The sequence below is a fragment of the Robbsia andropogonis genome, assembly GCF_000970345.1.
GTDB lineage: Bacteria > Pseudomonadota > Gammaproteobacteria > Burkholderiales > Burkholderiaceae > Robbsia > Robbsia andropogonis.
Map to the genome: position 1 here is coordinate 1 of NZ_LAQU01000033.1, position 16470 is coordinate 16470.

Here is a 16470-nt window from a genome sequence, read left to right on the forward strand (position 1 = left end):
CCAGATGGGCACCGATGATCAACGCGCCGCGGCCGCTGCGCACCAGCGTGTCGAATGCGGTGGTGTCCTCGAAAATGACGCGCGACATCGGCAGACGTCCAGACCAGGCCAGCATCTTGTCCAGTCCCGACTCGGCGAAGGCGAACATCTGCCGGTATGCACTGGCCCATCCCGGTACCGGCGACGTGCCGCCCGTATGACGCGCAAGCCGCGCGAAATAATCGAACGACGCCGCACGCGCGACCCGGCCGGTCAGCAGGAAATAGGCCACCACCGGGTGCAGCCACCAGCGTGTCACGCGCGCGCCCAACCACCGCTGACTCATCGCCAGCAACGCCAGGCCGAGCCCGCTGCCCCGCTCGCGCATCCGCCACCATCCGGCACGGTGTGCCGGGTCCGACGTCGGCACGATGTCCCGATGCCGCGACATCACCTTGTGCGCCAGCAATACCGGCAGGCGCAATAGCATGCCGCACACCAGGCGCGTATGACTGCGACTGATGCGAACGTTGTCCCATAGCATGTCGAAGTGGGACAGGCCACCCGCGGCATACACGACCCGGGTGGGCACCGTCACAAACGCCAGGCGACGCCAGTACAGGCGCACGAGGACCTCAATGTCGAAATCCATCCGGGTCGGCAGGCGCACCGTGTCGATCAACGCGCACGTCGCAGCCAAGGGATACATGCGATAGCCGCACATTGCGTCGCGGATCGTCAGGGACAAGGTCTCGATCCAGACCCAGACATTGGTCAGCAGCCGTCCATACAGGCGTGCCGCCGGCACCGAATCATCATAGACCGGGCGTCCCACGATAACGGCCCCCGGCGCCGCCCGGGCGGCCGCGACGAAATGCGGGACGTCCGCCGCATCATGCTGGCCATCGGCATCGATCTGCAACGCATGCGAAAATCCCGCCATACGCGCCGCCAGCAATCCGGCCATCACCGCCGCGCCCTTTCCGCCATTGCGCGGGAGATGCAACAACGTCACCGGCGGCGACGCATTGGTGTTCGGCGGCGTGGCAAGCGCGTCTAGCACCGCATGCGTCGCGGCGTCACTGCCGTCATTGACGATGATGATCGGCAAACGATGCACCGCCAGGCGCGCGACGGTCTGCCCGATCTGATCCTTGTGGTTATAGATCGGAATGACGATGCAAGGACGGCACGCACTCATTGACGCGTTGCCTCCAAAGCCAAGGCAGCCGCATCGTCGTCGCCATAGTAAAGCAGGCCGCTGGCGCAAGAACGCCCCTCGGATTCGAAAACGAATGCAACGCGGCCGCGGGACGCGTGATGCGTCAGCGTCAAGGTCAACGTGGTCCCAGGCATGATCGGTGCCGTGAATTTCAACTGCTCGACCGACCGGACACGGGCAAGTGCGTCGACATGGCGGCAGGCGAATCGTGCGGCCCAATCCAATTGCGCGACACCGGGCAGAATCGGCTGGATCGGGAAATGCCCGTCGAACTGCACCAGCGAGGCGACCACCCGCAGCGTGTAACGCCACCGCACCACCCCGTCCGATGTCGGCATCGACGCATAAGACAACACGTCCGGTAGCGTACCCGACGGCGCGAACACCGCACGCAATTGCATGGCCGGCAACTTGCCGCGTGCGTCGTACGGTAACGCGGATAGGAAGCGCCAGTAATGCGGCACCGCCACCGGGTCCAGATGCGAGGACAGATGGCGTCGCAATGATTTCACCACGGCGGCCCGCCCCTGTTCGAAGAGCACGGCGCTACCTGCGTCGCGCAGCACGATCACCGCGCCGACACGCTCCCGCTCCCGGACATCGGCCTGCGTCAGCGTAACGGCCGCAACCTCCCGTACAAATGGATGCACCTCCAGCGCCCTCTCGATTTCGGGCAAGGACACGCGTTTGCCCGACACTTTCGCCACGCGGTCGATACGCCCTTCCAGACGAAAATACCGGGCAGGCACGCGTCCGCCGTCACGCGCTCCATCGCCGTTATCGACATGCTCGACAAAGCTGACCGCATCCGCGGTGTGGAAACCTTCATCCGCCATGAGCGGATCGTTTCCCGCCAGCAGATGCGGGGACCGTACCGCCAAGGTACCGGCGTCGGTACGCCAGACGGCCTGTCCTGGCAACGGCGTCCAGTAAGGGTCGGGGTCGCCCAGGCGTTGCTGCCGCGTCGCAATGGCCCCGGTTTCGGTGCTGCCATAGATTTCAAACGGGGCCGCGCCGAAGGTGCGTAGATACGCGCATGCCGTTTCGTGCGGCAACGGTGCGCCCGCCGACAGGAAAGCGCATCGCACCGCTGTGTCTGCCGACGTATCGAAGCCCGACAACGCAGGCCAACGTGACAGCTGGGGTGGCGTGGAGACGATCAGGCGTCCGAAATGCGACGCCACGTGATCGGTGCCCCGTGACGGGGGCCGATGTGGCGGCAGTGCCTGCCAATCCCCCGGACCAGTGCACCGCGCGCGGTCGAATGGGCGTCCTGCCGCCAGCGGCCATAGCAGGAAAAACGTCAGTCCGTAAATATGGTGGTGCGGCACGCTGGACTGGCAGATCACCTCATCGAATATATCGCCCCATTGTGCGGCAAACCCCTGGATTTCCGCATCGAGTTGCGCCAATGTCTTGTGAAGGGGTTTGGGCGCACCGGTACTGCCAGACGTGAACAAGGTCAGCACCGCATGGGGATCGATCGGTCCATCCGTCGACACCGTCGGCCTGTCCGACGGTCGCCGCACCGCGCGCGCCGAGCGCCGCGGCACGTCGGTGCCACGCTCGCCGGCGCGGTCGGAATCGCTCGCCGCGCGTCGCTCATCATCGGCCGCGGCGCCCAGAATCCGTGCATACACATCGGCGTTCAATACGACATCGTATGCATCGGCCGCTGCAAGCGTGTCCCAATAGGCGGGCGCGTCGTGCGCAGGTAACACCGGACGACATCCGGCGGCCATCGTACCGAACAAGGCACAAAGAAAATCGAAAGGGTCGTCCAGGAAGATCAGCACACGTGGCACGGGGCGCTGCGCCGTGGTGCGCGCCCACGCACTCACCTTGCGACCGGCAGCGACGAAATCGCCGTGGGACAACCAGGCGCCTTTATCAAAACACAGCAGGGTATCGGCGCGAAAGCGGGGTGCATCAGACGCGCGCCGATCTTGCGCCTCCTCGATTGGCGTCGTGCAGAATACCCGGTGCAGCGGCAGGAGGCGATTCATGCCCGTGCCCCGCCCTTGTTGTCGCCGACGGTGCCATCACGGTGACCGGGTTCCCGCGCGGCCCGCGACTCCTCGCCAGGGAGACGCACGACAAAACGACGATATAGCCATTCGCCCAACAGCAAGGTCCCCGTCAGCAAATAGGCAATGACGCCGTTATACAGCGCCCACGCCTCAACGGTCCAGGAACACGCGGTATAGACGGAAAAGCCACCGTTGGCGACGAAAAAACACACCAAAGCGCGGTGACCCGGCGTGTATAGACCTGGCCGGCCAGATCGAGATCTGGCGTCTGCAGCCGGGCAAAGCGCTCGATCATCGATGGTCCGCGCCGCAACGTCGCGGCAAACGCGACGAGCAATCCCATATTCACGAACGCCGGATATAAACGCAGCAACCGTTCATCGCCGGTCAACGCGATCACGCAGGAGGCGGCACTCAACGCGACGGCAACGCTCCAGTTCAATGGCGACATCCGCCGCAACGCACTCCCGATCAGGCCGCCGCCGAGCACGCGCTGCAACCACAACAGCGCGAGCAGCAACAGCCCCATCAGACGCGGCGCTTCCCAATGCCAACTCCCGAGGATCAGTGCCGGATAGGCCAGCCGCACCGCGACACGCGCGACCGCCAGCATCATTGCTGCGTGGCGAGCAATGATTCCACGGCGCGGACCACGTCACCTACCGTCCGTACAGCTTTGAACTCCTCCGGCTGCAGCCGCCGTCCCGTCATTTCCTGCAGCTTGATTGCAAGGTCGACCGCATCGATGCTGTCGAGATCGAGATCGGAAAACAAATGCGCATCCGGCGTGACGCGGGATGGCGATATCTCAAAATTCTCTTCAAAAATGTCGCGAAGGCGATCGAGGATATCTTGTTCCGTCACACCGTTTCTCCATTACCGTTATCCCGTGCCGCCGCCGTCTCCGGCGGGGTCGCGCCGCCATCGGCCCGCGCGGCCACAATCATCGCGGCTAACGTCGAGATGGACCGGAAATGTTGATGCGTGCTTGCGTCATTGGCCGCGATCGTCAGGCCGTAGTGCTTGCGCAAGACGATGCCGATCTCCAACGCATCGATGGAATCCAGGCCGATCCCATCGGACTCGAACAACGGCACGTCATCATCGATGTCCGCGGGGGTCATGTCCTCGAGGTCCAACGCATCGATCAACAACTGCTTCAACTCACGTTTCAATGAATCCATGGTCCTTCAAGCGCTGATACATCAAGGTTTCAACCGTCGCGGTAAGACGCCGCGCCGCCAATGCCAGTGACGGCGTGCCGACTTTCCGGTCGACTGCTTCCGGTGTTGGCCGCACCGGTTCGGCCCGCGCCATGCCAAGCGGTTCCAGTACACGCACATGGACGGTAAAAGCCCGTGGCGGCACGTCATACCACCGCATACGCTTTGTAAACGCCGGAGGCGAACAGTGCATCAGCACCGGCAACACGTCAGCATGCGATTGCAATGCCATATGCGCGAAACCGCGCGAAAAGGCATGCAAGCGATCCGGTCCTGGACTGCGCGTGCCTTCCGGGAAGACGATCACCGTATAGCCTTCCGCCAGTCGCCGGGCACCGTCGCGTACCAGGGCTTCGGGATCGGCGTTGCTGACATACGCCGCGGCCCGCACGATCCCCCAGAAACAAGGGTTGCCCCAATGCGCCTTCTTCACCACGCAGCATGCGCGCGGCGTCATCGACAACAGGACCATTACATCCAGGTAGGTCGGATGATTCGCGACGACGATGCACGGGCCCCGCTGCCGCAATCGCGCCACGCCGCGCGCATCCACATGCATGACCCGCAACCATCGCAACGCCGCGACCAGACTGCGAAAAAAACAGTGAATCCCAAAAACAACCGCACGTTGCCGCGACGCCCGATGCGGCCATAACAGCATCAATGGCAAGAAACACGCGGAGAAGGCCGCACCGCTCACACCGAAGACGACAAACGCCATCCCGGTGGCCAGCAGACGCCATCCCTGATTGACAGGCCCTGACCGGACCACCATGGCGTCACGCATCCGCCCAGCTCCACGTCCAGTAGCAAGCGGCACCACGCCACGTGGCCGCACCGCCATGTGTCAGCACCTGGCGCAATGCCGCGCTCTGCGTCGCGCAGGTCGCGCTCTGCGGCACTGCACCGTCGCAAACCATGCCGCACGTCAAATAGCCCTGTCCATTACGGGAAATCAAAACCGCTACCGCGCCGCCCTCGACCTCATCCTGGATCGCCCCAAAAATGGGGTCCGCCGTTTCATCTGCATACACCACCAGCACCGGAGACGTCGGATCGCTCACGTATTGCGCATAGCCCTCGAGCAAGGCATAGCCCAATGTCTCAGGCCCAGCCGACATCGCACTCGAGGCGCTGCGGTCATGCCGGGCGATACTGAACACCCCGGTCATCGCATTCATCACCGAAAGGCTGAATGCGGTGGGAGACACCGGTTGGCCGGCGCTGATCGCGCGCAGGATATCGGTACTGCGGCGCAACTCACCGTGACGTGACGCAAAGACCATGCGTACGCCCGTAGGAGCGCCCGCCGTCGACGACACAGCCGGATGCAACGTTTGTTGCCGTGGCAATTCGGGCGCGCCCTCGCCGGACATCGTGCTTGCTTCGTCTCCCGGCGCTGGATCGCGAAGACACGCCACGGCGGCGACCAGCGCCATGCGTGACAGGTTCGACAGACGACGACGAAGCATCGGATCGATATAGTCGAGGCCGGTCGACGGTGATAAGGTCGCCGGTGCCGTCGCCCAGCGCACAACGGGCACGGTCCAGTGCAAATCGGTCATCTCTATACCGCCAGGGAGCCAATAAACCCGAAGTCCATCCGCGTGTCTTCAATAACGGGTACGGGCGTGCAAACCTGCACGATAGTGCAGGTAAACCGGCGGGATTATACCGAATGTTACAAAACTATACAGCCGTGGCACGACGTATTTTTACACCATCCAGAAATGGCGCGGCATCGTGAGCGGCCCCGATCTCGGAAATCACGTCAACTGACCGTTGCGAGTCGCCAGAAAAACACGGATTCTAAGATACCGTTTGATACAACACCTTGCATTACGTCGGCGTGCATCACGCCGGACCGTGGCGCGGCGCCACGTAAGAGGGCGAAAATAAAAGGAGCCTGTTGGGCGCTATGTCCGCGGCAGGGGCGGCGGCGACAATCAACCAAGGGTTTTTGTCGCATCGGTCGCACCCGGACGGGACCACCTGGCTCAGATCCATGGGCCGCGAGATGCGAGGGATCTGTCTACTTACAATCGGAAGTCCATCCGTTTCAGATTTTTCATGCGTCCTTGCTGGTCACGGACGAGGTCCATTTCCGCGTGGACGGTCCACCAGGCTATTGCGGGTGCTTGGGGGGTGCGATCTTGTTTATGCCGCTCCAGTGTTCAGCGAGCTTTCCATCGCGCACACGATACGCGTCGAACACGAAAAAGGGATAGGTGCGCGTCGGGTCGTCCGGTTCGGGCTGAGGGAACTCGCCCGCGATAACGACGATATCGCCTTCGGCAACGAGAAGTGTCGGCGGAATCATAAGTTCCGGCCGAACCGGCAAGGACGGCAGACCGCGAAACGTCTCGGCTACGAGCGCCTCCAGGCCAGCGCGGCCGCTGGGCAGATGTGCACTATGCTGCTGGTAGTCTTCCGTCACGAAATCCTTCACCGCCGCGGGATTCCGGGCATCAAACACATGCCGGTAGAAATCGATCACGAGCTGCCGGTTGCGCGCCGCTTGGTCCGTCGATTGGAGTTGATTCGTCATGTTTTTCATTTTCCGTATGACTACATCGTATAAGCACGGGCCCCATCGTTTTTGCGGAAGACCGCAAAAACGATGACGTGGGTGCCATTGCCACGCATGTCGATAAGGCCTGCGCGGTCGTCACATCCATGGGTGCGACGCCAGGCTACCCCGCATGGCCGACGACCCATGCCACCTGCTACGTCGGTGCGTCAGGATGCTGGTTGGGGAGTATGACCGACGGGAAACAGCGGGCGGAAGTCACAGAAGGTCGCGTGATCGTTTCCGCGATAAGGTCTAGGACGCTTTAAGAGAACCCGCGAGGGAATTGAAATGGGGGTGGGAGCGCAGGATATCGTAAGCAGGCGAAGTGAGTAGCAGCAACTCCTGGATATGCGTGCGCGACATCAGTGTGCGATCCAGCCAGTGAAAGGCCTGCTCTACCTCGTGCAATCCGGCATGAATCAAGGTCATCGCCGCCGAGTTGGGGCCATCGGGATTTACGCTATCGTTCTGTAGAACGTTCAGTATCCCCCTTGCCTTGGCTTCCTGTCCGGTTTGGGCATAGGCGTAGCCGAGATGCGCCAATGCTATGGGATGTTCGTCCATGAGACGAGAGGTTTCCTCCAATTGCGCGACGGCGGTTTTGGGGAGTCCTGCGTAAAGAAAGCAGTCGCCCAGCAACAGTTTTACCGCATCGAACTCCGGCGCCAGCGCCACGGATCTCTGGGCAAACATGATCGCGTCGTCGAAGTCGCGCATATGCATGCAAATCGCGGCAAGCGAGGAAAGCGCGAAGGCAGAGCGCGGCGCCAGCTCCACACCACGCTTCGCGGCAACGAATGCCTCCCGCAGCCGTCCGGACTGAAGATGCCCCAACCCCATCGCGGTATGGGGCAGACCATCCGCCGGACTCGCCATGATCGCCTGGTTGAACATCGTCGACGCTTCATCCACATACCCGGACGTGAGACGCCCCAATCCAAGGGCGACCTGCTCACTTGCCGTCCGGTCCCGGATCGCGCCACGCAAATACTCTCGCAACAGCACGTTATCCCGCAATACATAACGCGGCGCCATCTCGTCCTCACCCGTCATGGTGCCGGATTTGGAATCGAGCCAGGCATGAACGGAAGCGGCAACATCGGTTGCCACCTTCCGTTGGAAACCCATCATGTCATCGACTTGCTGTTCATGGCGTCCCGACCAGACGGTCACATCGCGTATCGGGTCGACGATTCCCAGATTCAATCGATAGGTACTGCCCTGCCGGAAAAGGCTGCCCTCCATGACGTAGGACACCTGTGAGGCACGAACGATAAGTGGGAGATCCATCGTCGCCTGGCCGAATTTCTGGCTGGAGCCGCGTGATAGCACGGCCAGACTCGGCAGGTTGGCGAGATACAGGCTGATCTCGTCGTGGAAAGACGCGACCAGATAGGGGTCTTCGATATTCAAGCCAGAGAACGGCAAAACCAGCAACCGGGGCCGAGGCTGTTCGCGCACCGGCGAGCGCACCGCCGCCATCGCTGTCGTTGTGGTTGTCGTTGACGCCGTCGTCGCGATGCTTCCGGTCTTGAACTGGAACGTCGGTGCGAATCCACCTTTGGGCAAGGAAATTCGCACCAGGTCCATCGCGCCCTCGGTCCGGTAGTAGCGCTCCAACCGCGTCCTCAGTCGCCAGGCTTCGGTACGCACACTCGTTTCAATCCGCGGGTCGAAGCCACCATCACGACCAAACGCATCCACCGCGATCGTGAATTGTTTCAAACGATCACCGCGGCCCGCCAGCGTCTCGGATACCAAATAGCGCAGCAACTCCCGCAGACGCTTCGCGCGACGGAAGGTTTCGCTTTGCAGCACAGCATGAAGCGCCGTGGTCACGCGCTCCTCTTGCAGTTCAACGGTCGTGACGACACTTGGAACCATGCTGTGCTCGCATATCGCGCATTCGGATTGGCCCATTCTATCCATTTTTTTGGCTCACATCACATCGCGCCATGCAGGCGTAGGTCACATCACGTCACAGATTGACGTCGATGCGACGGCAATGTGTGACCCGAGGGACGGCGACCGTCGTCGATTGCGCGTAACCCTCTGAGACTTTGTTCCTCACCAGGTGCGCGCCACTATCGGGCCGTGTCCAACCCCCAATGAAAATGAAATGAACACACTCAGCAAGCCGGTGGATTTCCGCGCCGGACCTGGCGCACCGCCCGTCGATGCCCCCGCCCCCGGCCCCAGTCCCGAAGCGGTGAAGATGCGCGACGCGATCATGGCGTTGACGCCGCTCTTGCGCGACACCGCATGGCAGAGCGAGAAAGAGACGGCGCTCGTACCGGAAGCATTGCAGGCCCTGGACAAGACCGGCTTCTTTCGCATTACGCTGCCGGCGGCATGGGGGGGCTCGGCCTTCGGCGCGCGCGATCTGGTCGAGGTGATTGCCGCTGCGTCTTATGCGGACGGCTCGGCGGGATGGAGCGGCTTTGCGGCATCCGGTATCCGCATGGTCCTAGCCTTCAGTCCGCAAGCGGTGGACGAGGTGTCGAAGCAAATACCGGACTGGGTCGGGCCCGCGGCGGTGGGAGCCTCTATCTTTTCCAACATCGTCGGACAGGCCAGACGTACCAGTGACGGATTCATGGTCACCGGCAAGTGGATGTACGGCAGCGGTTGTCGTTATGCCGCATGGGCCGTTGTTGGTATCGAATGGGAAGAGGAGAACAAGCCGGTCCGCGGCCTGGCGCTGATCTCCAAGGATCAGTACGAGATCCTCGACGACTGGCATGTCATGGGCATGGCCGCGAGTTCGAGCAACAGTATCGTCGCCCGCGAGGAGATCTTCGTTCCGGCCTATCGCGTCGTCCGCCATGCCGATCTCCCGGTCGCCCTGGGCGCGCTGCCGCAGAAATACGAAGGCCTTACGTATCGGATGGGACCGCTGGCAACGATGCTGTCGACGGCGCTCGCCAATATAGCGATTACCCTGGGTATGGCCCGAGGCTGTCTCGATTGCTTTATCGAACAGGCAAACAAGCGGGTACCGTTCAACCTCCCTTATGAAACGGTCGCGGCGATGGCGTCAACGCAGGTTGTCGCCGGACGCGTGCACGCCCGGATCAAGGCCGCGGAAGCATTGATCCTGCAGACCGCCGACGAAGTGGATGCCCGCACCCGTCGCGGCGAAGACTTCATGCCGCGTGAAGAATCCCTTGCCACGATGAGCCTGGTCTACGCCGCGAATCTTTGTGGCGAGGCAATAGACGAGATGCAGCTTTGCATCGGCTCCTCGACGGTCAGTCTGCGCAACCCCATTCAACGCTTTGCCCGCGACGCTCGGGTAATGCTGACGCACGGTGCCATCCGTCGGGACCCGGCCGCCGAAATCGCGGGCAGGCACGTGCTGGGTCTTCCGCCGTTCAACATGTTCGCAGGCGGTCTGGCACAGCGCTAATCCCTTTCACACAGAGAAAATCCACTATGTCTTTGTCATCCAACAATCGCTCATCGACTTACGCCATCGACCCGATCTTTCTCGAGCGCTGGTCGCCCCGTGCACTCGATGCGGAAGCCGTTATTTCCGATCAAGAGTTGATGACCCTCTTCGAAGCGGCGCATTGGGCTCCGTCCTCTTTTAACTCGCAACCGTGGCGCTTCATCTATGCCCGCCGGGATACGCCGGAATGGTCGACGCTGTTCGATCTTCTCGTGCCGATGAACCAGGGCTGGGCCGCGCGGGCCTCCGCGCTGGTCTTCCTGGTATCGGCCACCACCGCGCAACCACCGGGTGCTCCTGGGCCGCTACCCTCTTACAGTCATTCGCTCGACGCCGGCGCGGCCTGGGGTTATCTCGCCTTGCAGGCAACGCGGCTCGGATGGTGCACGCACGCAATGGCCGGGTTCGACGTCGAACGCGCTTATACGGCGCTCGATGTGCCCGCCGACACCTATCGGGTTGAAACGGTGATCGCTATCGGCAAGCTGGGAGACAAGCGCGTGCTGCCCCCGCCCTTGCAGGAGCGCGAGCAGCCCAACGCTCGGCGACCGGTGGAGGAATTGGTGTTCAAGGGAGGCTTCCGGTCATGAAGACGTCTTCGGACAGGCCTTTTATCGTCGGGATCGGCGGAACGGCCGCCAAAGGCTCGTCCACGGAACAAGCACTGGCCATTGCCTTGTCGGCCGCACAGGCAGCGGGAGGCCGGACGCAGCGCTTCGGCTGCGAGGCACTGCTGGCCCTGCCGCATTACGTGCCGGGCGGCAGCGCGCGCGACGGTGAAGGAAAAGCGTTGATCGAGGCGGTTCGCGCGGCGGATGGCCTCATTATCGCAAGCCCAGGGTATCACGGCACCATCTCGGGTCTGGTCAAGAACGCCATTGATTACCTCGAGGAAATGGCCAAGGACAAGCGCGTCTATCTGGACGGGTTACCCGTCGGATTGATCGCCACCGCCTATGGCTGGCAAGCAACTGGCGGCACTCTCGGCGCGCTGCGATCGATCGTTCATGCACTACGTGGCTGGCCGACGCCCATGGGGGCCGCCATCAACACGAGCGGAAAAATCTTTTCCGACGGTATCTGCCATGACCAGACCGTCGTCAATCAGCTCGAATTGGTTGGTCGTCAGGTCGTCGAATTCGCGGGATGGTCCGCACAGTACGCGTCACAGTCAACACCACTTGAAAACGTCAGCAAGGAAACTCGCTATGTCACAGATCCAGATTGACCGGCCGCCGCTCGGGACTGGCCTGCCGCCCCTCCCGCCCATGGTGCCGACCGGTTCCGTGGATTCCCCTTGGATCACCGATACCGGCCGCGACATCGCCGCCAAGGTACGCGCGCTGATACCGCTCATCCGTGAACAAGCGCAAGAAGGCGAACGGCTCGGTTCGCTGACACCCGATGTGCTTCGCGCCATCACGGACGCCGGCATTTTCAAGATGGGAATGCCCATCGAATGGGGGGGGCATGCGCTTGGCGCGCGCGATCTCGTCGAGATCATCAGTATTCTTGGCGAGGCGGACGGCTCCGCCGCCTGGGCCGCTTTCGTCGGCGTGGGCATGAAGAACCTCCTCGCGCTGAAGCCCCAGGTCATCGAGGAAGTCCGCGTCGACACCCAGGGTTGGGCCGGCCCGGTCATCGTTGGCGCTTCCGTGTATGCGACGAAGGTCGGCGATGCGCGCAAGGTCGACGGAGCGTGGATGGTCAAGGGTCGCTGGGCTTTTGGCAGCGGCTGCAAACATGCCAAATGGGCATTGCTCGGCATCGAGTACGACCCGGCGTCCGGCGGCGGTTCCGGCCGCGGCGTCGTCGTAGTCCAGCGCGAACAATACACGATACTCGACGACTGGCATGTCATGGGCTTGTCCGGCACGGCAAGCAACAGTCTGGAGATCATCGAGGAACAGTTCGTACCGGACCATCGATTCCTCGATCTGGCGGAATTTCCGCTACAAATGCAGCTCATTCGCGACCGGTTCCAAGGTGCCGGTTTCCAGCAGCGCGGTCTCGCCCAGTTGCTTACGGTAACCCTCACCAATATCGCCATCGCCTTGGGCATGGCCCGTGGCGCGCTGGCGTGCTTCGCGGAGCAGGCGCAGACACGCAAGCCGTTCAGCCTGCCCTATCCCACCATCGCAGACATGGCGTCCGTCCAGGTGGCCGCGGGTAAATCCCTGGCCATGATCAAGGTCGCGGCCGCGACGATCGAGGGCTGCGCGGACCAGTTGGACGCGAGAACAGCGGCCGGCCTGGATTTCGGCATCGAAGAGGAATCCGAATTCAGCCTGAGCCTTGCGTATGCGGGAAATCTTTGCGAAGACGCGATCACCCTGCTGCAAAAGACGATCGGATCTTCGTCGATGTCGCTGAAAAATCCGATTCAACGCTTTGCGCGCGATGTCCGGGTTCTGACGTCACACGGCGCGATCCGCGTTGATCCGCAATCGGAACAAAACGGCCGCCGCATCCTGGGGCGCGAGCCGTTCCCGATGTTCGGCGGCGCCGTGCCGACCCGCGACAATCAAATCAAAAAGGAGTTTGTGAACCGATGAGCGATTTCACCATTGTCGATGGCGTGGCCCAGATTCACAATCCGGAGCTGTACCTGACCTGGCTTGACCGGCCAGACTATATCGAGGCATTGGCGGCCTCTCCCTCGCCGGAGATCACGGCAACCAAGCGGCTGCTCATCGAGTTCGAGGCAGAGCTCGCCCGCATGGTGCGGGATAACACCGTGCAGCGGGACGTCGAGGCGGTGATGACGCGTTTCGTGGCAGAGGACTATATCCAGCACGATCCAAACGCGCCGGGCAACGGCCGCGCGCTGCTCATCGAGCATTTTCGTCGCGTTCCCCTGAGCGGTGTCACCCCCCCTCCCGTGGTGAGCGTGATCGTCGAGGGGGAACTCGGCTGCATCATGATGAAGGAGCCGACGCCTGATCCAACCGCTCCTGGCCAGACCTATGACTGGTACATGATCACGGTGTTCCGGGTGCGCGGCGGCAAACTCACCGAGCACTGGAGCACCTTCAGAAAAATGGCCGACCCGTTTCCACCGCAAAAGAATTGAGGCGTGCCATGAACAAAGATTTCCGTTTTCCCGGGACAACCCCGAAGTTTCCGGAATCGGCCTATAGCAGCGAAACCGGACGACGCATCCGCGATAACGTGATACGCAACCTGGAACTGTTGCGCGCGCACGCCGCGGAGGGAGAAAAACTCGGGATGCTCGCCCCGGCGACGCTCGAGGCGCTGCACGAAGCCGGCGTATTCAAGATCACGCTTCCGATCGAGCTTGGTGGCTATGCACTCGGCGCGCGTGACAGCGCCGAGATCATCAACGCACTCGGTCTCGCCGATGCCTCCGCAGGCTGGACGGTGATCGTCTCGAGCGCCGCACGGAACACCCTCGCTTTTCCCGAGCGCGCACGGAACGAAGTGTTCAGCGACGCGGACAAATGGGTGGGGCCGTTGATGTTCGGTGCAACGATCCTGGCGCCCCATGTAGGTGATGGTCGCAAAGTCGAAGGCGGCTACATGGTCAAAGGCAAATGGCCATTCGGCAGCGGGTGCCGCGTTGCAGCCTGGGGATCGGTCGGCATTGCGTATACCGACCCGAAAACCGGCGCCGAGCGCCGCGCGATGGCGATATTGTCGAAAGACCAGTACCAGATCGTCGATGACTGGAAGGTCATGGGACTGGCGGCGACATCAAGCAACAGCGTGCGGGCCGAGGAAGAAGTATTCGTACCGGACTATCGCGTCGTTCATATGGACGAGTTGATCGGGCTCATCGACGGACTCCGGGGCAAATACCAGGGCCTGGGCTTTCAGCATAGCCCCATCGGCTCGATGGTGGCGATGACGGTCTCCTTCGCGGCACTTGCCTGCGGCATGGCCAAAGGCGCGTTGACGGCATTCATCGAACAAGCAAAAAAGCGCCCGCCTTTCAATCTTCCCTATGCCACCATGTCCGAGATGGTCAGTATCCAGGTGGTGGCGGGAAAGGCACGCGCGGTCATCAATGCTGCCGAGGCGGTGATCTACCGTCATGCCGACGAGGTCGACCGTCGTGCCATCGCAGGAGAGGATTTCTTTCCGCCGGACGAACCGGAAATCACGATGGATCTCGTGCATCAGATCCATCAATGCCTCCAGACCGTCGATGGCCTTCAGCTTGCGCTGGGATCCTCGACAGTCAGCCTTAGCAACCCGATACAGCGTTTCGTTCGCGATATTCACGTTCTGGCGACGCATGGCGCTTTCCGGGTGGATCCGATGGCCGAAATCAATGGCCGCGACCTATTCGGTTTGAAGCCGTTTCCCATGCTGGCCGCGTTGGCCCCGTCCTCCGGGCCGCCGTCCGGCGCCCCATCGGGCCCGCCTTCCGGTTTCCCGCCGGGACCACGCCCGGGCTTTCCACCGGGACCACCGCCGGGTCTTGCGAAAATATGATGGATACCTAACATCACCCGCCGTCACACTAAAAAAACATATCGTGACGTGCGGTCAAGCGGCTAGGAAAAAACGCCTATCCTCACCCAAAGGAGACAAACTTGGAACAGATTGCCGACCGATCCTCATTTCATGGTCACCCGCCGCCCAAAGCATCGTGGCAGACCTATCTTATCGATTTGCTACAAGCCCCTGCCAAGGCAAAAGCCGCGCTTCTCGGATGCTTCATCCTGATGACCCTCAGTCCGGCGGGACTGTCGGCGATGATGCCCTTCATCACCGCATCATTCGCGGCCCACACCGGCAAGCCGATGCCGGAGGCAATCCTGCTCTTCGTGGCGATTCCGCTGTTGATCGCACCGCTGATCCTGCCGATCGCTGGTGCCTGGGTGGACCGATGGGGCGCGAAACGGGTCGCCATTCCGGCGTCTGTCCTGTACGCCGTAATGACAGCGCTGATACCTTTGAGCAGCGCCTTGCCCTGGCTTTTTGGCCTTGTCATCGTGCTCGCGTCGGTGTTTGGGTTCATGGCCAGCCTTGCCGTGGTCTTCAAGGTGGTCACAGGATGGTTCCCGCGCCACCGCGGCATCGGTTTCGCGCTCATCGGCATGGTATCGAGTTTGGCCAGCGCCGTATTCTCCCCGGTGTCCCAATGGGCAATCGACGGCAATAAGTCAGGGTTTGCCGGCCTTGGATGGGACGGCACCTACTATGCCGTTGCAGCCTCGATAGCGATCATCGCGATTCCGGCCACGCTGTTCCTTCTATCCGAACCCGCCTACGCGCCCGCCGAGCCAGCCTTTCCGAAAAACCCGGCCGAGCTGGACCTGCGCGACGTCCCCGGTGTCCCGCTGCGCAAGGCGTTGCGGACCCACACCTGGATATTCATCACCGTGTCCCTGGCGCTGGCTGCAGCGGGCCCCATGGCCGTACGGCAGAATGCGGTCAGTTTTTTTGCGGAACGGGGCTTCGATCCGGCGATCGTCGCGATATCGCAATCGGTGCTTTTCATTGCCTCGATCGTCGGCTTGCTCTTGGGTGGCCTGACGCTCGACCGCTCTCGCCGCCCGTGGATCGTCGTCCCCATCTTCGCGGTCGTGCCGATCGGCCTTCTCCTTTCCTACTTCAATCACGGCAACGTTCCCTTGCTATTCCTGGCTACCGCCTGCCTCGGCTTTGCCACAGGCGCGGAATCATCATTGGGGCCATTCCTCATCGCCCGCTATTTCGGCCTGAAATGCTTCGCCCAGCTCCAAGGCCTCACGCTCGCCATCTCGACACTGTCGCTCGGACTTTCGCCTTTCCTGGTAAGCATCATGCAGATGGCCACGGGCAGCTATTCCGTCCCGTTTGGCGTACTGACCGCGCTCACCGGCCTGGCCGTACTACTTGCATTTTTCCTGCCGAAATACCCTGCCGAATGGATTCACCCTGCCGAACACGAGGGATTCACGGCCCGGGAAACCGCCACACCACCAGGAGACACGTTCTAGGCAATCCGCTGTTGGGAACAAGGCTGTGATGGCAGGACCGCA

17 protein-coding genes are annotated in these 16470 nt (G+C 62.0%); 7 read left to right on the plus strand and 10 right to left on the minus strand.

Annotated elements, in window-relative coordinates; genetic code table 11:
- The 10 genes from WM40_RS21385 to WM40_RS21425 all read right to left on the minus strand — a co-directional run.
- On the minus strand, positions 1-1180 hold a 1180-nt coding region (locus tag WM40_RS21385; RefSeq protein WP_046153913.1), incomplete at its 3' end, for a glycosyltransferase family 2 protein.
- Entirely contained in the window at positions 1177-3207 is a 2031-nt protein-coding gene (locus WM40_RS21390) for an AMP-binding protein (RefSeq protein WP_052738445.1), read from the minus strand. The genes WM40_RS21390 and WM40_RS21385, both read right to left, overlap by 4 nt.
- Positions 3204-3347: a hypothetical protein gene (locus tag WM40_RS30940; protein ID WP_201779160.1), complete on the minus strand. Its 144-nt coding sequence runs from the start codon at positions 3345-3347 to the stop codon at positions 3204-3206. The genes WM40_RS21390 and WM40_RS30940 overlap by 4 nt, the downstream gene beginning before the upstream one ends.
- A complete protein-coding gene (locus tag WM40_RS21395) occupies positions 3341-3847 on the minus strand; it encodes a COG4648 family protein (RefSeq protein WP_052738446.1) in 507 nt (168 codons plus the stop codon). The genes WM40_RS30940 and WM40_RS21395 overlap by 7 nt, the downstream gene beginning before the upstream one ends.
- Positions 3844-4095: an acyl carrier protein gene (locus WM40_RS21400; RefSeq protein ID WP_046153914.1), complete on the minus strand. Its 252-nt coding sequence runs from the start codon at positions 4093-4095 to the stop codon at positions 3844-3846. Before WM40_RS21400 ends, WM40_RS21395 begins: the two co-directional genes overlap by 4 nt.
- Entirely contained in the window at positions 4092-4415 is a 324-nt protein-coding gene (locus tag WM40_RS21405; RefSeq protein ID WP_046153915.1) for a phosphopantetheine-binding protein, read from the minus strand. The genes WM40_RS21400 and WM40_RS21405 overlap by 4 nt, the downstream gene beginning before the upstream one ends.
- Entirely contained in the window at positions 4396-5241 is an 846-nt protein-coding gene (locus WM40_RS21410) for a lysophospholipid acyltransferase family protein (protein WP_236693628.1), read from the minus strand. Before WM40_RS21410 ends, WM40_RS21405 begins: the two co-directional genes overlap by 20 nt.
- Positions 5234-6019 (minus strand): beta-ketoacyl synthase chain length factor, encoded by a 786-nt coding sequence (locus WM40_RS21415; protein WP_046153916.1) that lies wholly within the window; start codon positions 6017-6019, stop codon positions 5234-5236. The genes WM40_RS21410 and WM40_RS21415 overlap by 8 nt, the downstream gene beginning before the upstream one ends.
- Before the next feature lie 560 nt (positions 6020-6579).
- On the minus strand, positions 6580-7002 hold the full coding sequence (locus WM40_RS21420) for a nuclear transport factor 2 family protein (protein WP_046153938.1): 423 nt from the start codon (positions 7000-7002) through the stop codon (positions 6580-6582).
- 276 nt (positions 7003-7278) lie between these two features.
- Positions 7279-8910 (minus strand): hypothetical protein, encoded by a 1632-nt coding sequence (locus WM40_RS21425; RefSeq protein WP_046153917.1) that lies wholly within the window; start codon positions 8908-8910, stop codon positions 7279-7281.
- 235 nt (positions 8911-9145) lie between these two features.
- On the opposite strand from WM40_RS21425, the gene WM40_RS21430 reads away from it, so the two are divergent.
- From WM40_RS21430 to WM40_RS21460, 7 genes are all read left to right on the plus strand, one after another.
- A complete protein-coding gene (locus tag WM40_RS21430) occupies positions 9146-10435 on the plus strand; it encodes an acyl-CoA dehydrogenase family protein (protein WP_046153918.1) in 1290 nt (429 codons plus the stop codon).
- 26 nt (positions 10436-10461) lie between these two features.
- On the plus strand, positions 10462-11067 hold the full coding sequence (locus WM40_RS21435; protein WP_082103086.1) for a nitroreductase family protein: 606 nt from the start codon (positions 10462-10464) through the stop codon (positions 11065-11067).
- A complete protein-coding gene (locus WM40_RS21440) occupies positions 11064-11705 on the plus strand; it encodes an NADPH-dependent FMN reductase (protein ID WP_046153919.1) in 642 nt (213 codons plus the stop codon). The genes WM40_RS21435 and WM40_RS21440 overlap by 4 nt, the downstream gene beginning before the upstream one ends.
- The gene (locus tag WM40_RS21445; RefSeq protein ID WP_082103087.1) at positions 11686-13032 is read left to right on the plus strand and encodes an acyl-CoA dehydrogenase family protein; all 1347 of its coding nucleotides are present in this window, start codon (positions 11686-11688) and stop codon (positions 13030-13032) included. Before WM40_RS21440 ends, WM40_RS21445 begins: the two co-directional genes overlap by 20 nt.
- Entirely contained in the window at positions 13029-13550 is a 522-nt protein-coding gene (locus WM40_RS21450; protein WP_046153921.1) for a nuclear transport factor 2 family protein, read from the plus strand. The genes WM40_RS21445 and WM40_RS21450 overlap by 4 nt, the downstream gene beginning before the upstream one ends.
- Before the next feature lie 8 nt (positions 13551-13558).
- Positions 13559-14935, plus strand: a complete 1377-nt coding sequence (locus tag WM40_RS21455) for an acyl-CoA dehydrogenase family protein (RefSeq protein ID WP_082103088.1) — start codon at positions 13559-13561, stop codon at positions 14933-14935.
- A gap of 101 nt (positions 14936-15036) precedes the next feature.
- Positions 15037-16428 (plus strand): MFS transporter, encoded by a 1392-nt coding sequence (locus WM40_RS21460; protein WP_201779161.1) that lies wholly within the window; start codon positions 15037-15039, stop codon positions 16426-16428.
- Positions 16429-16470 lie beyond the last annotated feature (42 nt).